At 60.1% G+C, this 12,992-nt stretch carries 11 protein-coding genes; 10 read left to right on the top strand and 1 reads right to left on the bottom strand.

Going from position 1 to position 12,992, the window contains the following annotated elements:
• Positions 1-175: 175 nt before the first annotated feature.
• Positions 176-1,732, bottom strand: coding sequence for a nitric oxide reductase transcriptional regulator NorR (gene norR / locus J3A98_RS20045; RefSeq protein WP_209967959.1), 1,557 nt, complete (start codon positions 1,730-1,732; stop codon positions 176-178).
• A gap of 154 nt (positions 1,733-1,886) precedes the next feature.
• Between norR and hmpA the strand changes: the two genes are divergently transcribed.
• The 10 genes from hmpA to J3A98_RS19995 all read left to right on the top strand — a co-directional run bounded on the left by hmpA (position 1,887) and on the right by J3A98_RS19995 (position 12,707).
• Positions 1,887-3,065, top strand: coding sequence for an NO-inducible flavohemoprotein (hmpA, locus tag J3A98_RS20040; RefSeq protein WP_209967957.1), 1,179 nt, complete (start codon positions 1,887-1,889; stop codon positions 3,063-3,065).
• 452 nt (positions 3,066-3,517) lie between these two features.
• Positions 3,518-4,024, top strand: a complete 507-nt coding sequence (locus J3A98_RS20035; protein ID WP_176685510.1) for a disulfide bond formation protein B — start codon at positions 3,518-3,520, stop codon at positions 4,022-4,024.
• A 559-nt stretch (positions 4,025-4,583) separates the two neighbouring features.
• Entirely contained in the window at positions 4,584-5,525 is a 942-nt protein-coding gene (cyoA, locus tag J3A98_RS20030) for a ubiquinol oxidase subunit II (RefSeq protein WP_021781744.1), read from the top strand.
• A gap of 3 nt (positions 5,526-5,528) precedes the next feature.
• Entirely contained in the window at positions 5,529-7,547 is a 2,019-nt protein-coding gene (cyoB, locus tag J3A98_RS20025) for a cytochrome o ubiquinol oxidase subunit I (RefSeq protein WP_003248603.1), read from the top strand.
• Between the two features lie 3 nt (positions 7,548-7,550).
• The gene (gene cyoC, locus J3A98_RS20020) at positions 7,551-8,174 is read left to right on the top strand and encodes a cytochrome o ubiquinol oxidase subunit III (RefSeq protein ID WP_019436939.1); all 624 of its coding nucleotides are present in this window, start codon (positions 7,551-7,553) and stop codon (positions 8,172-8,174) included.
• Positions 8,174-8,506, top strand: a complete 333-nt coding sequence (gene cyoD / locus J3A98_RS20015; protein ID WP_003248599.1) for a cytochrome o ubiquinol oxidase subunit IV — start codon at positions 8,174-8,176, stop codon at positions 8,504-8,506. Before cyoC ends, cyoD begins: the two co-directional genes overlap by 1 nt.
• An 11-nt stretch (positions 8,507-8,517) precedes the next feature.
• The gene (cyoE, locus tag J3A98_RS20010) at positions 8,518-9,405 is read left to right on the top strand and encodes a heme o synthase (RefSeq protein WP_003248596.1); all 888 of its coding nucleotides are present in this window, start codon (positions 8,518-8,520) and stop codon (positions 9,403-9,405) included.
• A 308-nt stretch (positions 9,406-9,713) separates the two neighbouring features.
• Positions 9,714-10,922 (top strand): alanine transaminase, encoded by a 1,209-nt coding sequence (gene alaC, locus J3A98_RS20005; RefSeq protein ID WP_209967955.1) that lies wholly within the window; start codon positions 9,714-9,716, stop codon positions 10,920-10,922.
• Positions 10,923-11,035: 113 nt separating this feature from the next.
• Positions 11,036-12,163 carry a hypothetical protein gene (locus J3A98_RS20000; RefSeq protein ID WP_209967953.1) on the top strand — a complete coding sequence of 376 codons (1,128 nt, stop codon included), beginning with the start codon at positions 11,036-11,038 and terminating at the stop codon, positions 12,161-12,163.
• A gap of 160 nt (positions 12,164-12,323) precedes the next feature.
• Positions 12,324-12,707: a YkgJ family cysteine cluster protein gene (locus J3A98_RS19995; protein ID WP_016393961.1), complete on the top strand. Its 384-nt coding sequence runs from the start codon at positions 12,324-12,326 to the stop codon at positions 12,705-12,707.
• Positions 12,708-12,992 lie beyond the last annotated feature (285 nt).

The raw sequence follows: 12,992 nt of genomic DNA, 5'->3' as shown, positions 1-12,992 counted from the left end.
TATCCGGATCCCCCGGCCCGAGTGTTCGGGCCATAACCGGCGTAACAGAACCCTGTGAGGGGTTTTACGCACAGCCTCGACCAGGCAGTCGACAAACGGGTGGTTAGGGAGATATAGCAGCCGGTGGGGAAGCAACCAGATGGCTTTCTGGGTTAATCCTTTGGTAGAAAAAGCCTCAGCGAAGCCCTAGCCTGCGGGCCAAACGGCTCAGGTTTGCGCGGTCCAGACCGAGTTCGCGGGCCGCTGCTGCCCAGTTGTCCTGATGCCGCTGCAGGCAGGCTTCGATCACCTGTCGCTGGTAAATATCGACGGCTTCACGCAAGCCGCCTTCGGGCGGGGTAACCACTTGCAGCGGTGCAGCGGGGGAGGGCAGTGTGCCTGGCATCGCTGTCGACACACGCAGGTCCAGGTCGATGGCGTCGAGGGTGAGGATACGTGGGCGATCAGGGTGCTGGCCTAGCGCCTTGAGTGCCGAGCGGCCGATCAGGTGTTCCAGTTCGCGCACATTGCCTGGCCAGTCGTAGTCGATCAACGCGGCTTGGGCCTCATGGCTCAGGCGCAGGCTGTTCAGGCCCAGCCGTGAACGGTTCTGTTCGAGGAAGTAGCCCGCCAATAGCAGCACGTCTCGCCCACGTTCGCGCAACGGTGGCACGTGCAGCGGGTATACGCTGAGGCGGTGATAGAAGTCGGCGCGGAAGTTGCCCGTACGCACCTCGGCAGCCAGGTCGCGGTTGGTCGCTGCGATCAGACGCACGTCGACCCGGTGCTCGCGGTCCGAACCCAGGCGCTGCAGTTGGCCGCTTTGTAGCACGCGTAACAGCTTCGCCTGCACCGTCAGCGGCAGTTCGCCCACTTCGTCGAGGAACAGTGTTCCGCCGTTGGCCAGCTCGAACTTGCCGCGGCGCTCGCCATGCGCACCGGTGAAGGCGCCGCGCACATGGCCGAACAGTTCGCTTTCCACCAAGGTGTCGGGCAGGGCGGCACAGTTGAGGCTGATCAGCGGCTTGTCGGAGCGGCTACTGGTCTGGTGCAGGGCCTGGGCCACCAGCTCCTTGCCGACGCCGGTCTCGCCGGTAATCAGCACGGTCAGGTCGCTGCTGCCGACCAGACGAATTTCTTCCACAAGGCGTTTGTGCGCGGGGCTCTGGCCAATCAGCTCTCTATTCTGGCTGCTGGCCTGGCGGTAGAGCTCGGCGCGATGGTGCTCGTTTTCGGCGCGCAGGGCCAGGTGCTCGATACGCTCGGCCACGGTAACGGTGGCGGCCGCCAAGCTGGCAAAAGCCTGCAGGGCATCCAGTTCCAGGCTCTGGAACTGCCCGGGGGTGAGGGCGTCGAGGGTGAGCAGGCCCCATGGGCGCTCATCGACCATCAACGGGCAGCCCATGCAGTCGTGCACTTCGAGGTCCGCATCGGGGGCGTGGACCAAACCATCGTAGGGGTCGGGCAGTTCGGAATCGCTGGCGAAACGGGTGGGCTCCGGGCGGCTGAGCAGTATCTGGAAACGCGGGTGTTCGCTGACCCGAAAGCGCCGGCCGAGGGTGTCGGGGCTAAGGCCATCCACTGCCAGCGGTACCAGCCATTCGCCATCCAGTCGCAGCAGTGCTGCGGCATCGCACGGCAGCAGGCCACGCATGGCTTGCAACAGGCGGCGGTAGCGTTCCTGGTCGGGCAAATCGCGGGACAGGTCGCTGACCAGAGGCAGCAGGGCGGTGAGCAGTGGCTTTGTAGTCATATGGACTCCTATGGGTCGATATGACTATACGCGGGGGTAGGTCGTTTTGACATGACCTGCATCAAGCCCCTGATTTTGCTGGCGTTAAAAGTTGGCACGATTGCTGTAATGGCATGGGCAGTCATTTGAAGCCACAGGCTCAGGAGTTGTTGCAATGCTCAATGCCGAACAACGTGCAATCATCAAGGCCACTGTACCCCTGCTGGAAAGCGGCGGCGAAGCACTGACCACCCACTTCTACAAGATGATGCTCAGCGAGTACCCCGAGGTACGGCCGCTGTTCAACCAAGCCCACCAGGCCAGCGGCGATCAGCCGCGTGCGCTGGCTAACGGCGTGTTGATGTATGCCCGCCATATCGACCAACTGGAGCAACTGGGCGGCCTGGTCGGGCAGATCATCAACAAGCATGTTGCCCTGCAGATTCTGCCGCAGCACTACCCGATTGTCGGAAGCTGCCTGCTGCGCGCCATCGAAGAAGTGCTGGGCAAGGACATTGCCACCCCTGCGGTGATCGACGCCTGGGGCGCGGCCTATGGCCAGCTGGCCGACATTCTGATTGGCGCTGAAGAAAACCTTTATAAAGAGAAGGAAGAGGCCGAGGGTGGCTGGCGCGGTACACGTGAATTCCGCCTGGTACGCCGTGAGCAGGAAAGCAGCGAGATCGTTTCGTTCTACTTCGCCCCGGTGGACGGCATGCCGGTGCTCAAGGCAGAACCTGGCCAGTACATCGGCCTGAAGCTTGACATTGACGGTGCCGAGCAGCGCCGTAACTATTCCCTGTCGGCGCTGTGCGACGGCAAGGAATACCGCATTAGCGTCAAGCGCGAGGCGGGCGGCAAGGTCTCCAATTACCTGCACGATGATTTGGTGGTCGGCGATACCCTGCAACTGTTCCCGCCTGCGGGGGACTTCACCCTGGCAGCCAGCGACAAGCCGCTGGTGCTGATCAGCGGAGGGGTGGGCATTACCCCGACCCTGGCAATGCTGCAGGCAGCACTGCAAACCCGGCGCGAGGTGCATTTCATCCACTGTGCGCGTAACGGCGCGGTGCATGCCTTCCGGGACTGGATCGATGGTTTGGCGGCGCGTCATCCACAGCTCAAGCGCTTCTACTGCTATGCCGAGCCGGAAGGTGGCGCTGCGGCCGATGCCGTGGGTTTGCTCAGTGAAGACCTACTCGCCGAGTGGCTGCCGCAAGAGCGTGACGTGGATGCCTACTTCCTCGGACCCAAGGGCTTCATGGCGGCGGTCAAGCGCCAGCTGAAGGGCCTGGGGGTGCCGGAGCAGCAGAGCCGCTACGAGTTCTTCGGGCCGGCGGCAGCGCTGGAGTGATGTAGCGCCTGTGCCGGCCTCTTCGCGGGCAAGCCCGCTCCCACAGGTATTGCACCGGTCTTGAATGTGGTGCCGTCTGTAGGAGCGGGTTTACCCGCGAAAGGGCCGGTACAGGCCTATAGCGTACTAGCCCCCCGCTGCAGCACACCTTTCTGCCTATATATAAAGAAGAGATGAAAACACCTGCGCAGCTTTCATCCTTAATCGTCCTTTAATCACGGTATCCTTCACTCCCGGGTGTCGAGGGGCTTGCCCCTGCGCGGCACCTGGGCAGCCGTTTTTTGCCGCCTGGCGTTGAACCGACGTCGTTGCGGCCGGTCTCAGCCACACCGGATAGCCCTGCGCAGTGCTACCGCGCCGCTTCCTCGGCACGCTCACAGGCCCTGCCCAGCGTGTAGACTTGCGCCCAGGCAGGCGGACCACGCTGCCACTATCCATCGAAGGAACCGGCAATGAACGAACAAACATCGCGCCTGAATCGGGAACGGCGCTTTCTGGTGCTGTTGGGCCTGATCTGCCTCTCGCTGATCGGCGGTGCCCTCTACATGCAAGTGGTGCTGGGCGAGGCACCTTGCCCGTTGTGCATCCTGCAACGTTATGCACTGCTGTTCATTGCCGTGTTTGCCTTCATCGCGGCGGCGATGCCCGGGCGCCGCAGCCTGACCTTCTTCGAAGCGCTGGTGGTGATCAGTGCAATTGGCGGAATCGTTGCGGCCGGCAACCATGTGTATATACTCGCCAACCCCATGGTCAGTTGCGGTATCGATACCTTGCAGCCGATCGTGGATGACCTGCCACTGGCAAAGCTGTGGCCACTGGCATTTCAGGTCGACGGCTTCTGCAGCACACCCTACCCGCCGATCCTCGGTCTGTCGCTGGCGCAATGGGCACTTGTGGCGTTCGTGCTGACCGCCGTCCTGGTTCCGCTCGGTATCTACCGCAACCGACGCCAGGTTTAGACAAAAGTCCCGAATTGCATGGGGTCTTTTGCACCGCATGAGGAGAGGGAAAAGTTGCGCACCGCTTGATCCAGATCAATCCCTAAGCCTTGCAGAATGCGGCTTTGAGGCCTGGCAAGCGGGGTGCGACAAACTGTCGCGAAGTTGAATTCTTGAGCATCATTGTTACGGATTCTGTAAAAGACTGTTGCTCAATAAGTCATAGTCAAGGGTTGGCGACCTATCTACAATCGCCCCCAATTTCCGTTCGGCACTGCTTGCGAGTCGCAGGATTGAAGGAAGCCTCAGCGCTCCTTTTTGCTGACTTCGTCAAGTTTCGCCCAACGGCGATACCGGGCGGACACCCCTCCGCGTTTTCCCGCACCAAATGGACTTGGTCTGAAGTACAGGCCTGTTGCCTACGAAACCATAAGCACCGCTAACCCGCTTGAAGCCAAGGTCCTGCAGTCGGACCCCAGGCAGGAGTGAGTACGGGCGCGAAATGCCTCACTTGGCAGGACGAAGTGTTGGCTACCAAAACACAAATTGCATTGAAGCAAGCTGATCTAGAGGTCGTGAGATGAGTAAAAAGCGTTACCCCAGACTGTTTGGCATATTGCCCTTTTTAGGCATGCTTTTACTCAGTGGGTGCAACTGGACCCTGCTCGACCCGAAGGGCCAGGTCGGCATTGAGCAAAAGAACCTGATCCTGATCGCTACCGGCCTGATGCTGCTGGTGGTAATTCCTGTCATCATCATGACCCTGGCGTTCGCCTGGAAGTACCGTGCTTCCAACAAGGCAGCCACCTACACCCCTGACTGGTCGCACTCGACCAAGATCGAGGCCGCGGTGTGGATCATCCCGATCCTGATCATCATCGCCCTGGGTTACGTCACCTACCACTCCACCCACAAGCTGGACCCTTATCGTCCGCTGGATTCGGACGTTAAGCCGATTCAGATCGACGTGGTCGCGCTGGACTGGAAGTGGCTGTTCATCTACCCGGAGCAGGGCATTGCCACGGTCAACAAGATCGTCTTCCCGGCTAACACCCCGGTCAACTTCCGCGTCACTTCCGACGCTGTGATGAACTCGTTCTTCATCCCAGGCCTGGGCGGCCAGATCTACGCCATGGCCGGCATGACCACCAAGCTGCACCTGATCGCTAACGAAAATGGCGAGTTCGACGGTATCAGCGCCAACTACAGCGGTGCTGGCTTCACCGGCATGAAATTCAAGGCTACTGCCACCTCTCAGGAAGACTTCGACAAGTGGGTCGCTGAAGTCAAGCAGTCGCCGAAGAAGCTGGACAAGGCCGAATACGCTGCCTTGGCCAAACCAAGCGAAAACAACCCGGTCGCGCTGTATAGCGAGGCTTCGCCTGAGCAGTTCCAGCTGATCGTCGACAAGTACGAAGGCATGAACCGCGGTCGTAGCCACGAAGAAGCAGGCAGCACAGATCTGGCCACAACCAAGGGTGTGGAATCGAGTATGCAACCAGCTGCCGGTGCAGAGGAGTAAGAGATGTTCGGTAAACTAAGCCTGGAGGCGATACCCTATCACGAGCCGATAGTCATGGTGACGCTTGCCATGATCGCGCTCGGCGGTATCGCTGTCGTCGGTCTTATCACCTATTTCCGCAAGTGGACCTACTTGTGGAGCGAGTGGCTGACTACTGTCGACCACAAAAAGATCGGCGTGATGTACATCATCGTCGCGATGGTCATGCTGCTGCGCGGCTTCGCCGACGCCATCATGATGCGTACCCAGCTGGCTGCCGCAACCGGCGGCTCCGAAGGCTACCTGCCGCCTGAACACTATGACCAGATCTTCACCGCTCACGGTGTGATCATGATCATCTTCATGGCGATGCCGTTCTTCACCGGTCTGATGAACCTGGCGGTTCCTCTGCAGATCGGTGCACGTGACGTTGCCTTCCCGTTCCTGAACTCCCTGAGCTTCTACCTGCTGCTGGCAGGCGTGCTGCTGGTCAACATCTCGCTGGGCGTTGGTGAATTCGCCAAGACCGGCTGGGTTGCCTATCCGCCGCTCGCGGGCATTCAGTACAGCCCTGGGGTGGGTGTCGACTACTACATCTGGGCGCTACAGCTATCCGGATTGGGTACGACACTTACCGGCGTGAACTTCCTCGTCACCGTGATGAAGATGCGCGCACCTGGCATGAAGCTGATGGACATGCCGATCTTCACCTGGACCTGCACCTGGGCCAACGTACTGATCGTCGCTTCGTTCCCGATCCTGACTGCTGCACTCGCTCTGCTGACTGTTGACCGTTATCTGGACTTCCACATCTTCACCAACGAGCTTGGTGGGAACCCGATGATGTACGTCAACCTGTTCTGGGCGTGGGGTCACCCTGAGGTTTACATCCTGATCCTGCCGGCCTTCGGCGTGTTCTCGGAAGTAACTTCGACGTTCTCTGGCAAACGCCTGTTCGGCCACCACTCGATGATTTACGCATCGGGCGCGATCGCCATCCTCGGCTTTGCTGTATGGCTGCACCACTTCTTCACCATGGGTGCCGGCGCCAGCGTCAACACCTTCTTCGGCCTGGCGACGATGCTGATCTCCATTCCGACCGGTGTGAAGCTGTTCAACTGGCTGTTCACCATGTACCAAGGCCGTGTGCGCTTCACCGCACCGATGCTCTGGACCCTGGGCTTCATGGTCACCTTCTCCATCGGTGGCATGACTGGCGTACTGCTGGCCGTTCCGGGTGCTGACTTCGTCCTGCACAACAGCCTGTTCGTAATTGCGCACTTCCACAACGTGATCATCGGTGGCGCGGTATTCGGCTACATCGCCGGTTTCGCCTTCTGGTTCCCGAAAGCCTTCGGCTTCACCCTGAACGAGAAGTGGGGCAAAGCTGCCTTCTGGTTCTGGCTGTCGGGCTTCTACGTTGCGTTCATGCCGCTGTACGCCCTGGGCTTCATGGGCATGACCCGTCGTCTGAACCACTCCGACAACCCACTGTGGGAACCCTACCTGTACGTAGCCGTTGTCGGCGCCGTGCTGATCCTGTTCGGTATCGCTTGCCAGCTGATCCAGATCTTCGTTTCGGTCCGCGACCGCAACCAGAACCTGGACGTGACCGGCGACCCATGGGGCGGCCGTACCCTGGAATGGTCGACTTCTTCGCCACCTCCGTTCTACAACTTCGCTCACATGCCTGAGAAAGTTGGCCTGGACTGCTGGCACGAAGCCAAGGAAGCAGGCGTTGCGTACAAGGCTCCGGCCAAGTACGAAGCCATTCACATGCCGAGCAACACCGCTACCGGTCTGTTCATGGGCCTGTTCCTGACCGTCTTCGGCTTCGCCTTCATCTGGCACATCTGGTGGCTGGTTGGCGCGAGCCTGGTTGCAACCATCGCTGTCTTCGTTCGCCACGCTGCACGTGACGACCAGGGCTACATGGTTCCGGCCGAAGAAGTGGCGCGCATCGAAGGCGAGCGTATGAAAGCGCTGGCCAAAGCAGGTGCTCTGCCTGCCGGCGCACGTGTCGAATCGTTTGAGCGGGTGTAATCAATGTCCAGTCAAGTAATGCACGGCGCTGCTCATGGTCACGACCATGGGCACGACGACCACCACCACGACTCGGGCCAGATGACCGTACTGGGCTTCTGGCTGTACCTGATGACCGACTGCATCCTGTTTGCGTCGCTCTTCGCCACCTACGCGGTGCTGTCCGGCAGTTTTGCCGGCGGCCCGTCGGGTCATGACATCTTCCAGCTCGATTTCGTAGCTGTTGAAACGCTGCTCCTGCTGCTGTCCTCGATCACCTTCGGCTTCGCCATGCTGAAGATGTTCGATGGCAAGAAAGCTGGCGTACTGGGCTGGTTGGCTGTGACCTTCCTGTTCGGTGCAGGCTTCATCGCGATGGAAATCTATGAGTTCCATCACCTGATCAGCGAGGGCTTCGGCCCGCAGCGCAGTGGCTTCCTGTCGGGCTTCTTCGCCCTGGTAGGTACCCACGGTCTGCACGTGACTGCTGGTCTGATCTGGATGGCAATCATGATGTACCAGATCAACAAGCACGGCATCACGCCGACCGCCAAGACCCGCATGAGTTGCCTGAGCCTGTTCTGGCACTTCCTGGACGTGGTCTGGATCTGCGTATTCACCGTCGTTTACCTGCTGGGGGTTCTGTAATGGCTAACGCACACGACACTCATCACGAAGGTAATCACGGCAGCGTCAAGTCGTACATGATCGGTTTTGTACTGTCGATCATCCTGACTGCGATCCCGTTCGGCCTGGCCATGACCGCCAGCCTGCCGAAGAACCTGACCGTTCTGATCATTGTTGCCATGGCCGTGATCCAGGTGGTTGTTCACCTGGTTTACTTCCTGCACATGGACCGCTCGAAAGAGCAACGCAACAACGTTTCGACGTTCCTGTTCACCACCCTGGTGATCGCTCTGCTTGTCGGCCTGTCGCTGTGGATCATGTTCAGCATCCACTTCGAAATGTTGGCCAAGTGAGGTAAAACTGCATGTCCGTTAAGCACTTTATCCAAATCACCAAACCGGGGATCATTTTCGGTAACGTGCTTTCCGTGGCAGGCGGTTTCTTCCTTGCCTCGAAGGGCCATGTGGATTTCGCCCTGTTCCTGGCGGTGGTGATCGGTACTTCTCTGGTGGTTGCGTCCGGATGCGTGTTCAACAACTGCATCGACCGTGACATCGACCACAAGATGGAGCGCACCAAAAACCGAGTCATGGTTCAGGGCGGCATGTCGCTGCCCCTCGCGCTGATCTACGCCACCCTGCTCGGGGTGGCGGGTTTCAGCCTGCTGTATGTCCAGGCCAACCCGCTGTCTGCGTTCTGCGCACTGATTGGCTTTGTCGTCTACGTCGGTTTCTACAGCCTGTGGCTGAAGCGTAAGTCGGTGCACGGCACCTTGGTCGGCAGCCTGTCGGGTGCCATGCCTCCGGTGATCGGCTACTGCGCCGTGAGCAACAGCTTCGACCTGGCTGCGGTAACCCTGCTGGTGATGTTCAGCCTTTGGCAAATGCCGCACAGCTTTGCCATCGCGATCTTCCGCTTCAAGGATTACAGCGCTGCCAACATTCCGGTTCTGCCGGTGGCACGTGGCATCCTCGCGGCGAAAAAGCAGATCGTGCTGTACGTGCTGGCCTTCGTGCTCGCCACCCTGATGCTTACCCTCGGCGGTTACGCCGGCCTCGGCTACCTGGCCGTGGCAGCAGCCATGGGCCTGTACTGGCTGTACATGGCCTGGGGTGGTTACAAGGCCGAGGACGACAGCAAGTGGGCCCGCAAGGTGTTCGGCTTCTCCATCCTCACCGTTACTGCCCTGAGCGTGATGATGGGTGTGGACAGCCAGACTGCTGCGGACGTGCTGATGACCTACGCTCGCTGAAACTGCTGCCTGTTTCACGAAAACCCCGGCCTCTGCGCCGGGGTTTTTTTTGATGTTTTTCCTGGGCTGGCCTCTTCGCGGGTAAACCCGCTCCTACAAGGTTCCTGTAGGAGCGGGTTTACCCGCGAAGAGGCCAGCCCAGGAAAATATAAATCTCTGATTTTCAAACAATAGATCTGAAAAGTTCTAAAAAAACAGGAAATTATCCTTTACAGGTATCCTGTTTCAGCACTATCTTCTGACTCAGGCCGCCACATCGGCCAGCGTCGCTCGGACGGTTCCGGGCGCTTACGTAATCAGAGGAAGCCATGGCCAACCCAGGTTCGCCGCGCCGCTTTGCGCGCATTGATCGTCTCCCCCCCTACGTCTTCAACATCACCGCCGAGCTCAAGATGGCTGCCCGCCGTCGTGGCGAGGACATCATCGACCTGAGCATGGGCAACCCCGATGGCGCCACCCCGCCGCACATCGTCGAGAAGCTGGTACAGGTCGCCCAACGTGAAGACACCCACGGCTACTCCACCTCTCGCGGAATCCCGCGCCTGCGCCGGGCCATCTCCAACTGGTACAAGGACCGCTACGAGGTCGACATCGACCCGGAAAGCGAAGCCATCGTTACCATCGGCTCGAAAGAGGGCCTGGCCCACCTGATGCTGGCCACCCTCGACCAGGGCGACACAGTGCTGGTGCCTAACCCCAGCTACCCGATCCACATCTACGGCGCAGTGATCGCCGGTGCCCAGGTGCGTTCGGTGCCGCTGGTACCGGGTGTGGACTTCTTCAACGAGCTTGAGCGGGCCATCCGCGAGTCCATCCCCAAGCCTAAGATGATGATCCTCGGCTTCCCGTCCAACCCCACCGCCCAGTGCGTGGAACTGGACTTCTTCGAGCGAGTGGTGGCCCTGGCCAAGCAGTACGACGTGCTGGTGGTGCATGACCTGGCCTATGCCGACATCGTCTACGATGGCTGGAAAGCCCCGTCGATCATGCAGGTCCCGGGGGCCAAGGACATTGCGGTGGAGTTCTTTACCCTGTCCAAGAGCTACAACATGGCCGGCTGGCGCATCGGCTTCATGGTCGGCAACCCTGAGCTGGTCAGCGCCCTGGCGCGGATCAAGAGCTACCACGACTACGGCACCTTCACCCCGCTACAGGTCGCGGCCATTGCCGCGCTGGAAGGCGACCAGCAGTGCGTCCGCGACATTGCCGAGCAGTATCGCCAGCGCCGCAACCTGCTGGTCAAAGGGCTGCACGAACTGGGCTGGATGGTCGAGAACCCCAAGGCGTCGATGTACGTGTGGGCGAAGATCCCGCCGGAGTATGCGCATCTGGGTTCGCTGGAGTTCTCCAAGAAGCTGCTGGCCGAGGCCAAGGTCTGTGTGTCGCCGGGGCTCGGTTTTGGTGACTATGGGGACGACCATGTGCGCTTTGCTCTGATCGAGAACCAGGACCGTATTCGCCAGGCCATCCGCGGAATCCGGCAAATGTTCCGGGCTGACGGTTTGGCTCGCAAGTAAGCCCATTGGGGCTGCGAAGCAGCCCCTTCTGCCTCTTGGGTGAGCTTTCCGCCTGCCTTCTGGTTACCCGTACGCCTACCTTCAGCACTCATTTCTCACCAAAGAGATCCCCCATGAGTGTCTTCACCGCCTACTTCTGCGGCACTGGCTCGCACCGTTTCGACGATGCCAATCCCAACTTCTGGAATGGCGAGCTGGTCTCGACCCTGGCCAGCAACGACCAGAGCCGGGAATTTGCCCACTGGATCGCCGTCGACGGCCCAGGCAGCGGCAACCTTCAGGATGACAACCTGTTCGTCGAACCCGGCGGCTATTTCAACTGGACCGGCCAGCTGTTTGGTCGCGGTTGGGAGGAGAACGTCAGCCATGTACTGCAGGTCATCAAGGGCGAAAGCAACTGGCGGCGCACCAAACTCAGTGAGCAAGAATACGAGCGGCTGAAAGCTGCCGGCGTGCCGATTCCGGATGTTGCTTCCTCCGCCTCATGGTTCTGGCGAACCTACGACTACGGCGATCGCCACCCAACCCCGCAGGAACTGCAGGAGCGCATCATCAGCATGTTCCGCAAACCGCGCCTGCCAACCCAGGTCAACCTGGTGGGCTGGAGCAGGGGAGGGATCAGTTGCCACATGCTGGCCAATGCCATGGCGCAAGACCCGGTATTGCGGGGCATACCGGTGAACATATTTGCCATCGACCCGGTGCCTGGGGTCGGTAACGTGCAAGCCGAGCGCGTAACGTTGGCGGATAACGTCAAAGAATACGTAGGCTTCTACTCGAGGGATGAGCGCTCCAAAGGTTTTGCCTGCGTGATCCCTTCGGTCGCCAAAGGGACGCGGATATGCGTTTATCCGATACCGGGCCGTCATGCCACGCTGGTAGGCAACGCCTCGGCTGATGGCGCAGGCGATGGCAAGGTGCTGGCCGAACCCGGGCTGGTCGTTCGCCACTTTGCCGAGGTTTGCCTGACCCGCTGGGGCGTGCAACTGGAGAAACGCTTGGCCTTGAGCAGCAGCCAGTTGATGAACTATCACCAGGTCATGGCGGCTGCCGACAGGCAGTACCAAGCGATGCGTAGTGAGTCCTACACGGTGCTCACCGAGGGCGATAAAAGCGATCGTCTGGTGCATTGTGGCGACGTGCAGACGCAGTTCAGCAAGGTGCAGGGAGGTGGCTACGAGCCGAGCGCAGGCCTTGGTTTGCAACGCTGGGATGCTGAAACTTATCAGCCCATCTGCTAACTGCAAGGGGGCGACCAGCGAAGGCATTGGTCGTCCTTGTTCAGCGGCCGGATCAGCGGTGATTTTTTTTTCATTCCCCCTCTATCCAGCGGCCCCCGCTTGGATTAAAAATGGCGCCGCGGGCCAGCCCCGATAACAACAACCTTCCCTCCGTGACATCATGTCTGAATATAACCCTTGCCTTGACTGCGGCGCCTGCTGCGGGTACTTCCGTGTGTCCTTCTTCTGGGGCGAATGCCAGTCTGCCGGGGGCCTTGTGCCGGACGACCTGGTGGTGCAGATCAACCCCACCCGCGTTGCCATGATCGGCACCGATGCCAAGCCTTGCCGCTGTGTCAGCCTTCAGGGCGAGATCGGAAAGGAAGTGGCCTGTACCATTTACGCCAACCGTTCCAGTCCTTGCCGCGAGTTCGAGGCGTCCTGGGAGGGTGGGGTTCATAACCCGAGCTGCGATGATGCGCGGGCGGCGTATGGGCTGCCACCGTTGACTCCGCCGGGGGCGAACGAGCCGCATTGGCCGGATGATGGGGCTGAGGTTGCCTGAGCGTTTTTCGTTAGCTTGTATTTCAGGCCAGTCATTCCTGTGAAGGACGCGCGCCCCTTGGTGCATGGCGTGCTATCGCGTTGTACAAACAAGGCGGTCGCGCGCGGCTGTCACAGGCATAACTGGCCCGAAACGAATGGTGCGCGTTGGTGCCGGCTGCACTGGCCCGAAACGAATGGCACGCGTTGGTGCCGGCCGCACTGGCCCGAAACCAATGTAGGAGCGAGCTTGCTCGCGATGCGCCGCGCGGGCGGCGCTCGATTTGCGCATCACCACAAAAACCAT

The sequence above is a fragment of the Pseudomonas sp. BP6 genome, assembly GCF_017875935.1.
Taxonomy (GTDB): Bacteria; Pseudomonadota; Gammaproteobacteria; order Pseudomonadales; family Pseudomonadaceae; genus Aquipseudomonas; species Aquipseudomonas putida_Y.
This window is presented reverse-complemented; position numbering and strand designations above follow the sequence as displayed.

Bases quoted from the DNA above. Each gene is read 5' to 3' on its own strand.
- norR (WP_209967959.1), bottom strand. From the start codon at position 1,732: ATGACTACAAAGCCACTGCTCACCGCCCTGCTGCCTCTGGTCAGCGAC.
- hmpA (WP_209967957.1), top strand. From the start codon at position 1,887: ATGCTCAATGCCGAACAACGTGCAATCATCAAGGCCACTGTACCCCTG.
- J3A98_RS20035 (WP_176685510.1), top strand. From the start codon at position 3,518: ATGAACGAACAAACATCGCGCCTGAATCGGGAACGGCGCTTTCTGGTG.
- cyoA (WP_021781744.1), top strand. From the start codon at position 4,584: ATGAGTAAAAAGCGTTACCCCAGACTGTTTGGCATATTGCCCTTTTTA.
- cyoB (WP_003248603.1), top strand. From the start codon at position 5,529: ATGTTCGGTAAACTAAGCCTGGAGGCGATACCCTATCACGAGCCGATA.
- cyoC (WP_019436939.1), top strand. From the start codon at position 7,551: ATGTCCAGTCAAGTAATGCACGGCGCTGCTCATGGTCACGACCATGGG.
- cyoD (WP_003248599.1), top strand. From the start codon at position 8,174: ATGGCTAACGCACACGACACTCATCACGAAGGTAATCACGGCAGCGTC.
- cyoE (WP_003248596.1), top strand. From the start codon at position 8,518: ATGTCCGTTAAGCACTTTATCCAAATCACCAAACCGGGGATCATTTTC.
- alaC (WP_209967955.1), top strand. From the start codon at position 9,714: ATGGCCAACCCAGGTTCGCCGCGCCGCTTTGCGCGCATTGATCGTCTC.
- J3A98_RS20000 (WP_209967953.1), top strand. From the start codon at position 11,036: ATGAGTGTCTTCACCGCCTACTTCTGCGGCACTGGCTCGCACCGTTTC.
- J3A98_RS19995 (WP_016393961.1), top strand. From the start codon at position 12,324: ATGTCTGAATATAACCCTTGCCTTGACTGCGGCGCCTGCTGCGGGTAC.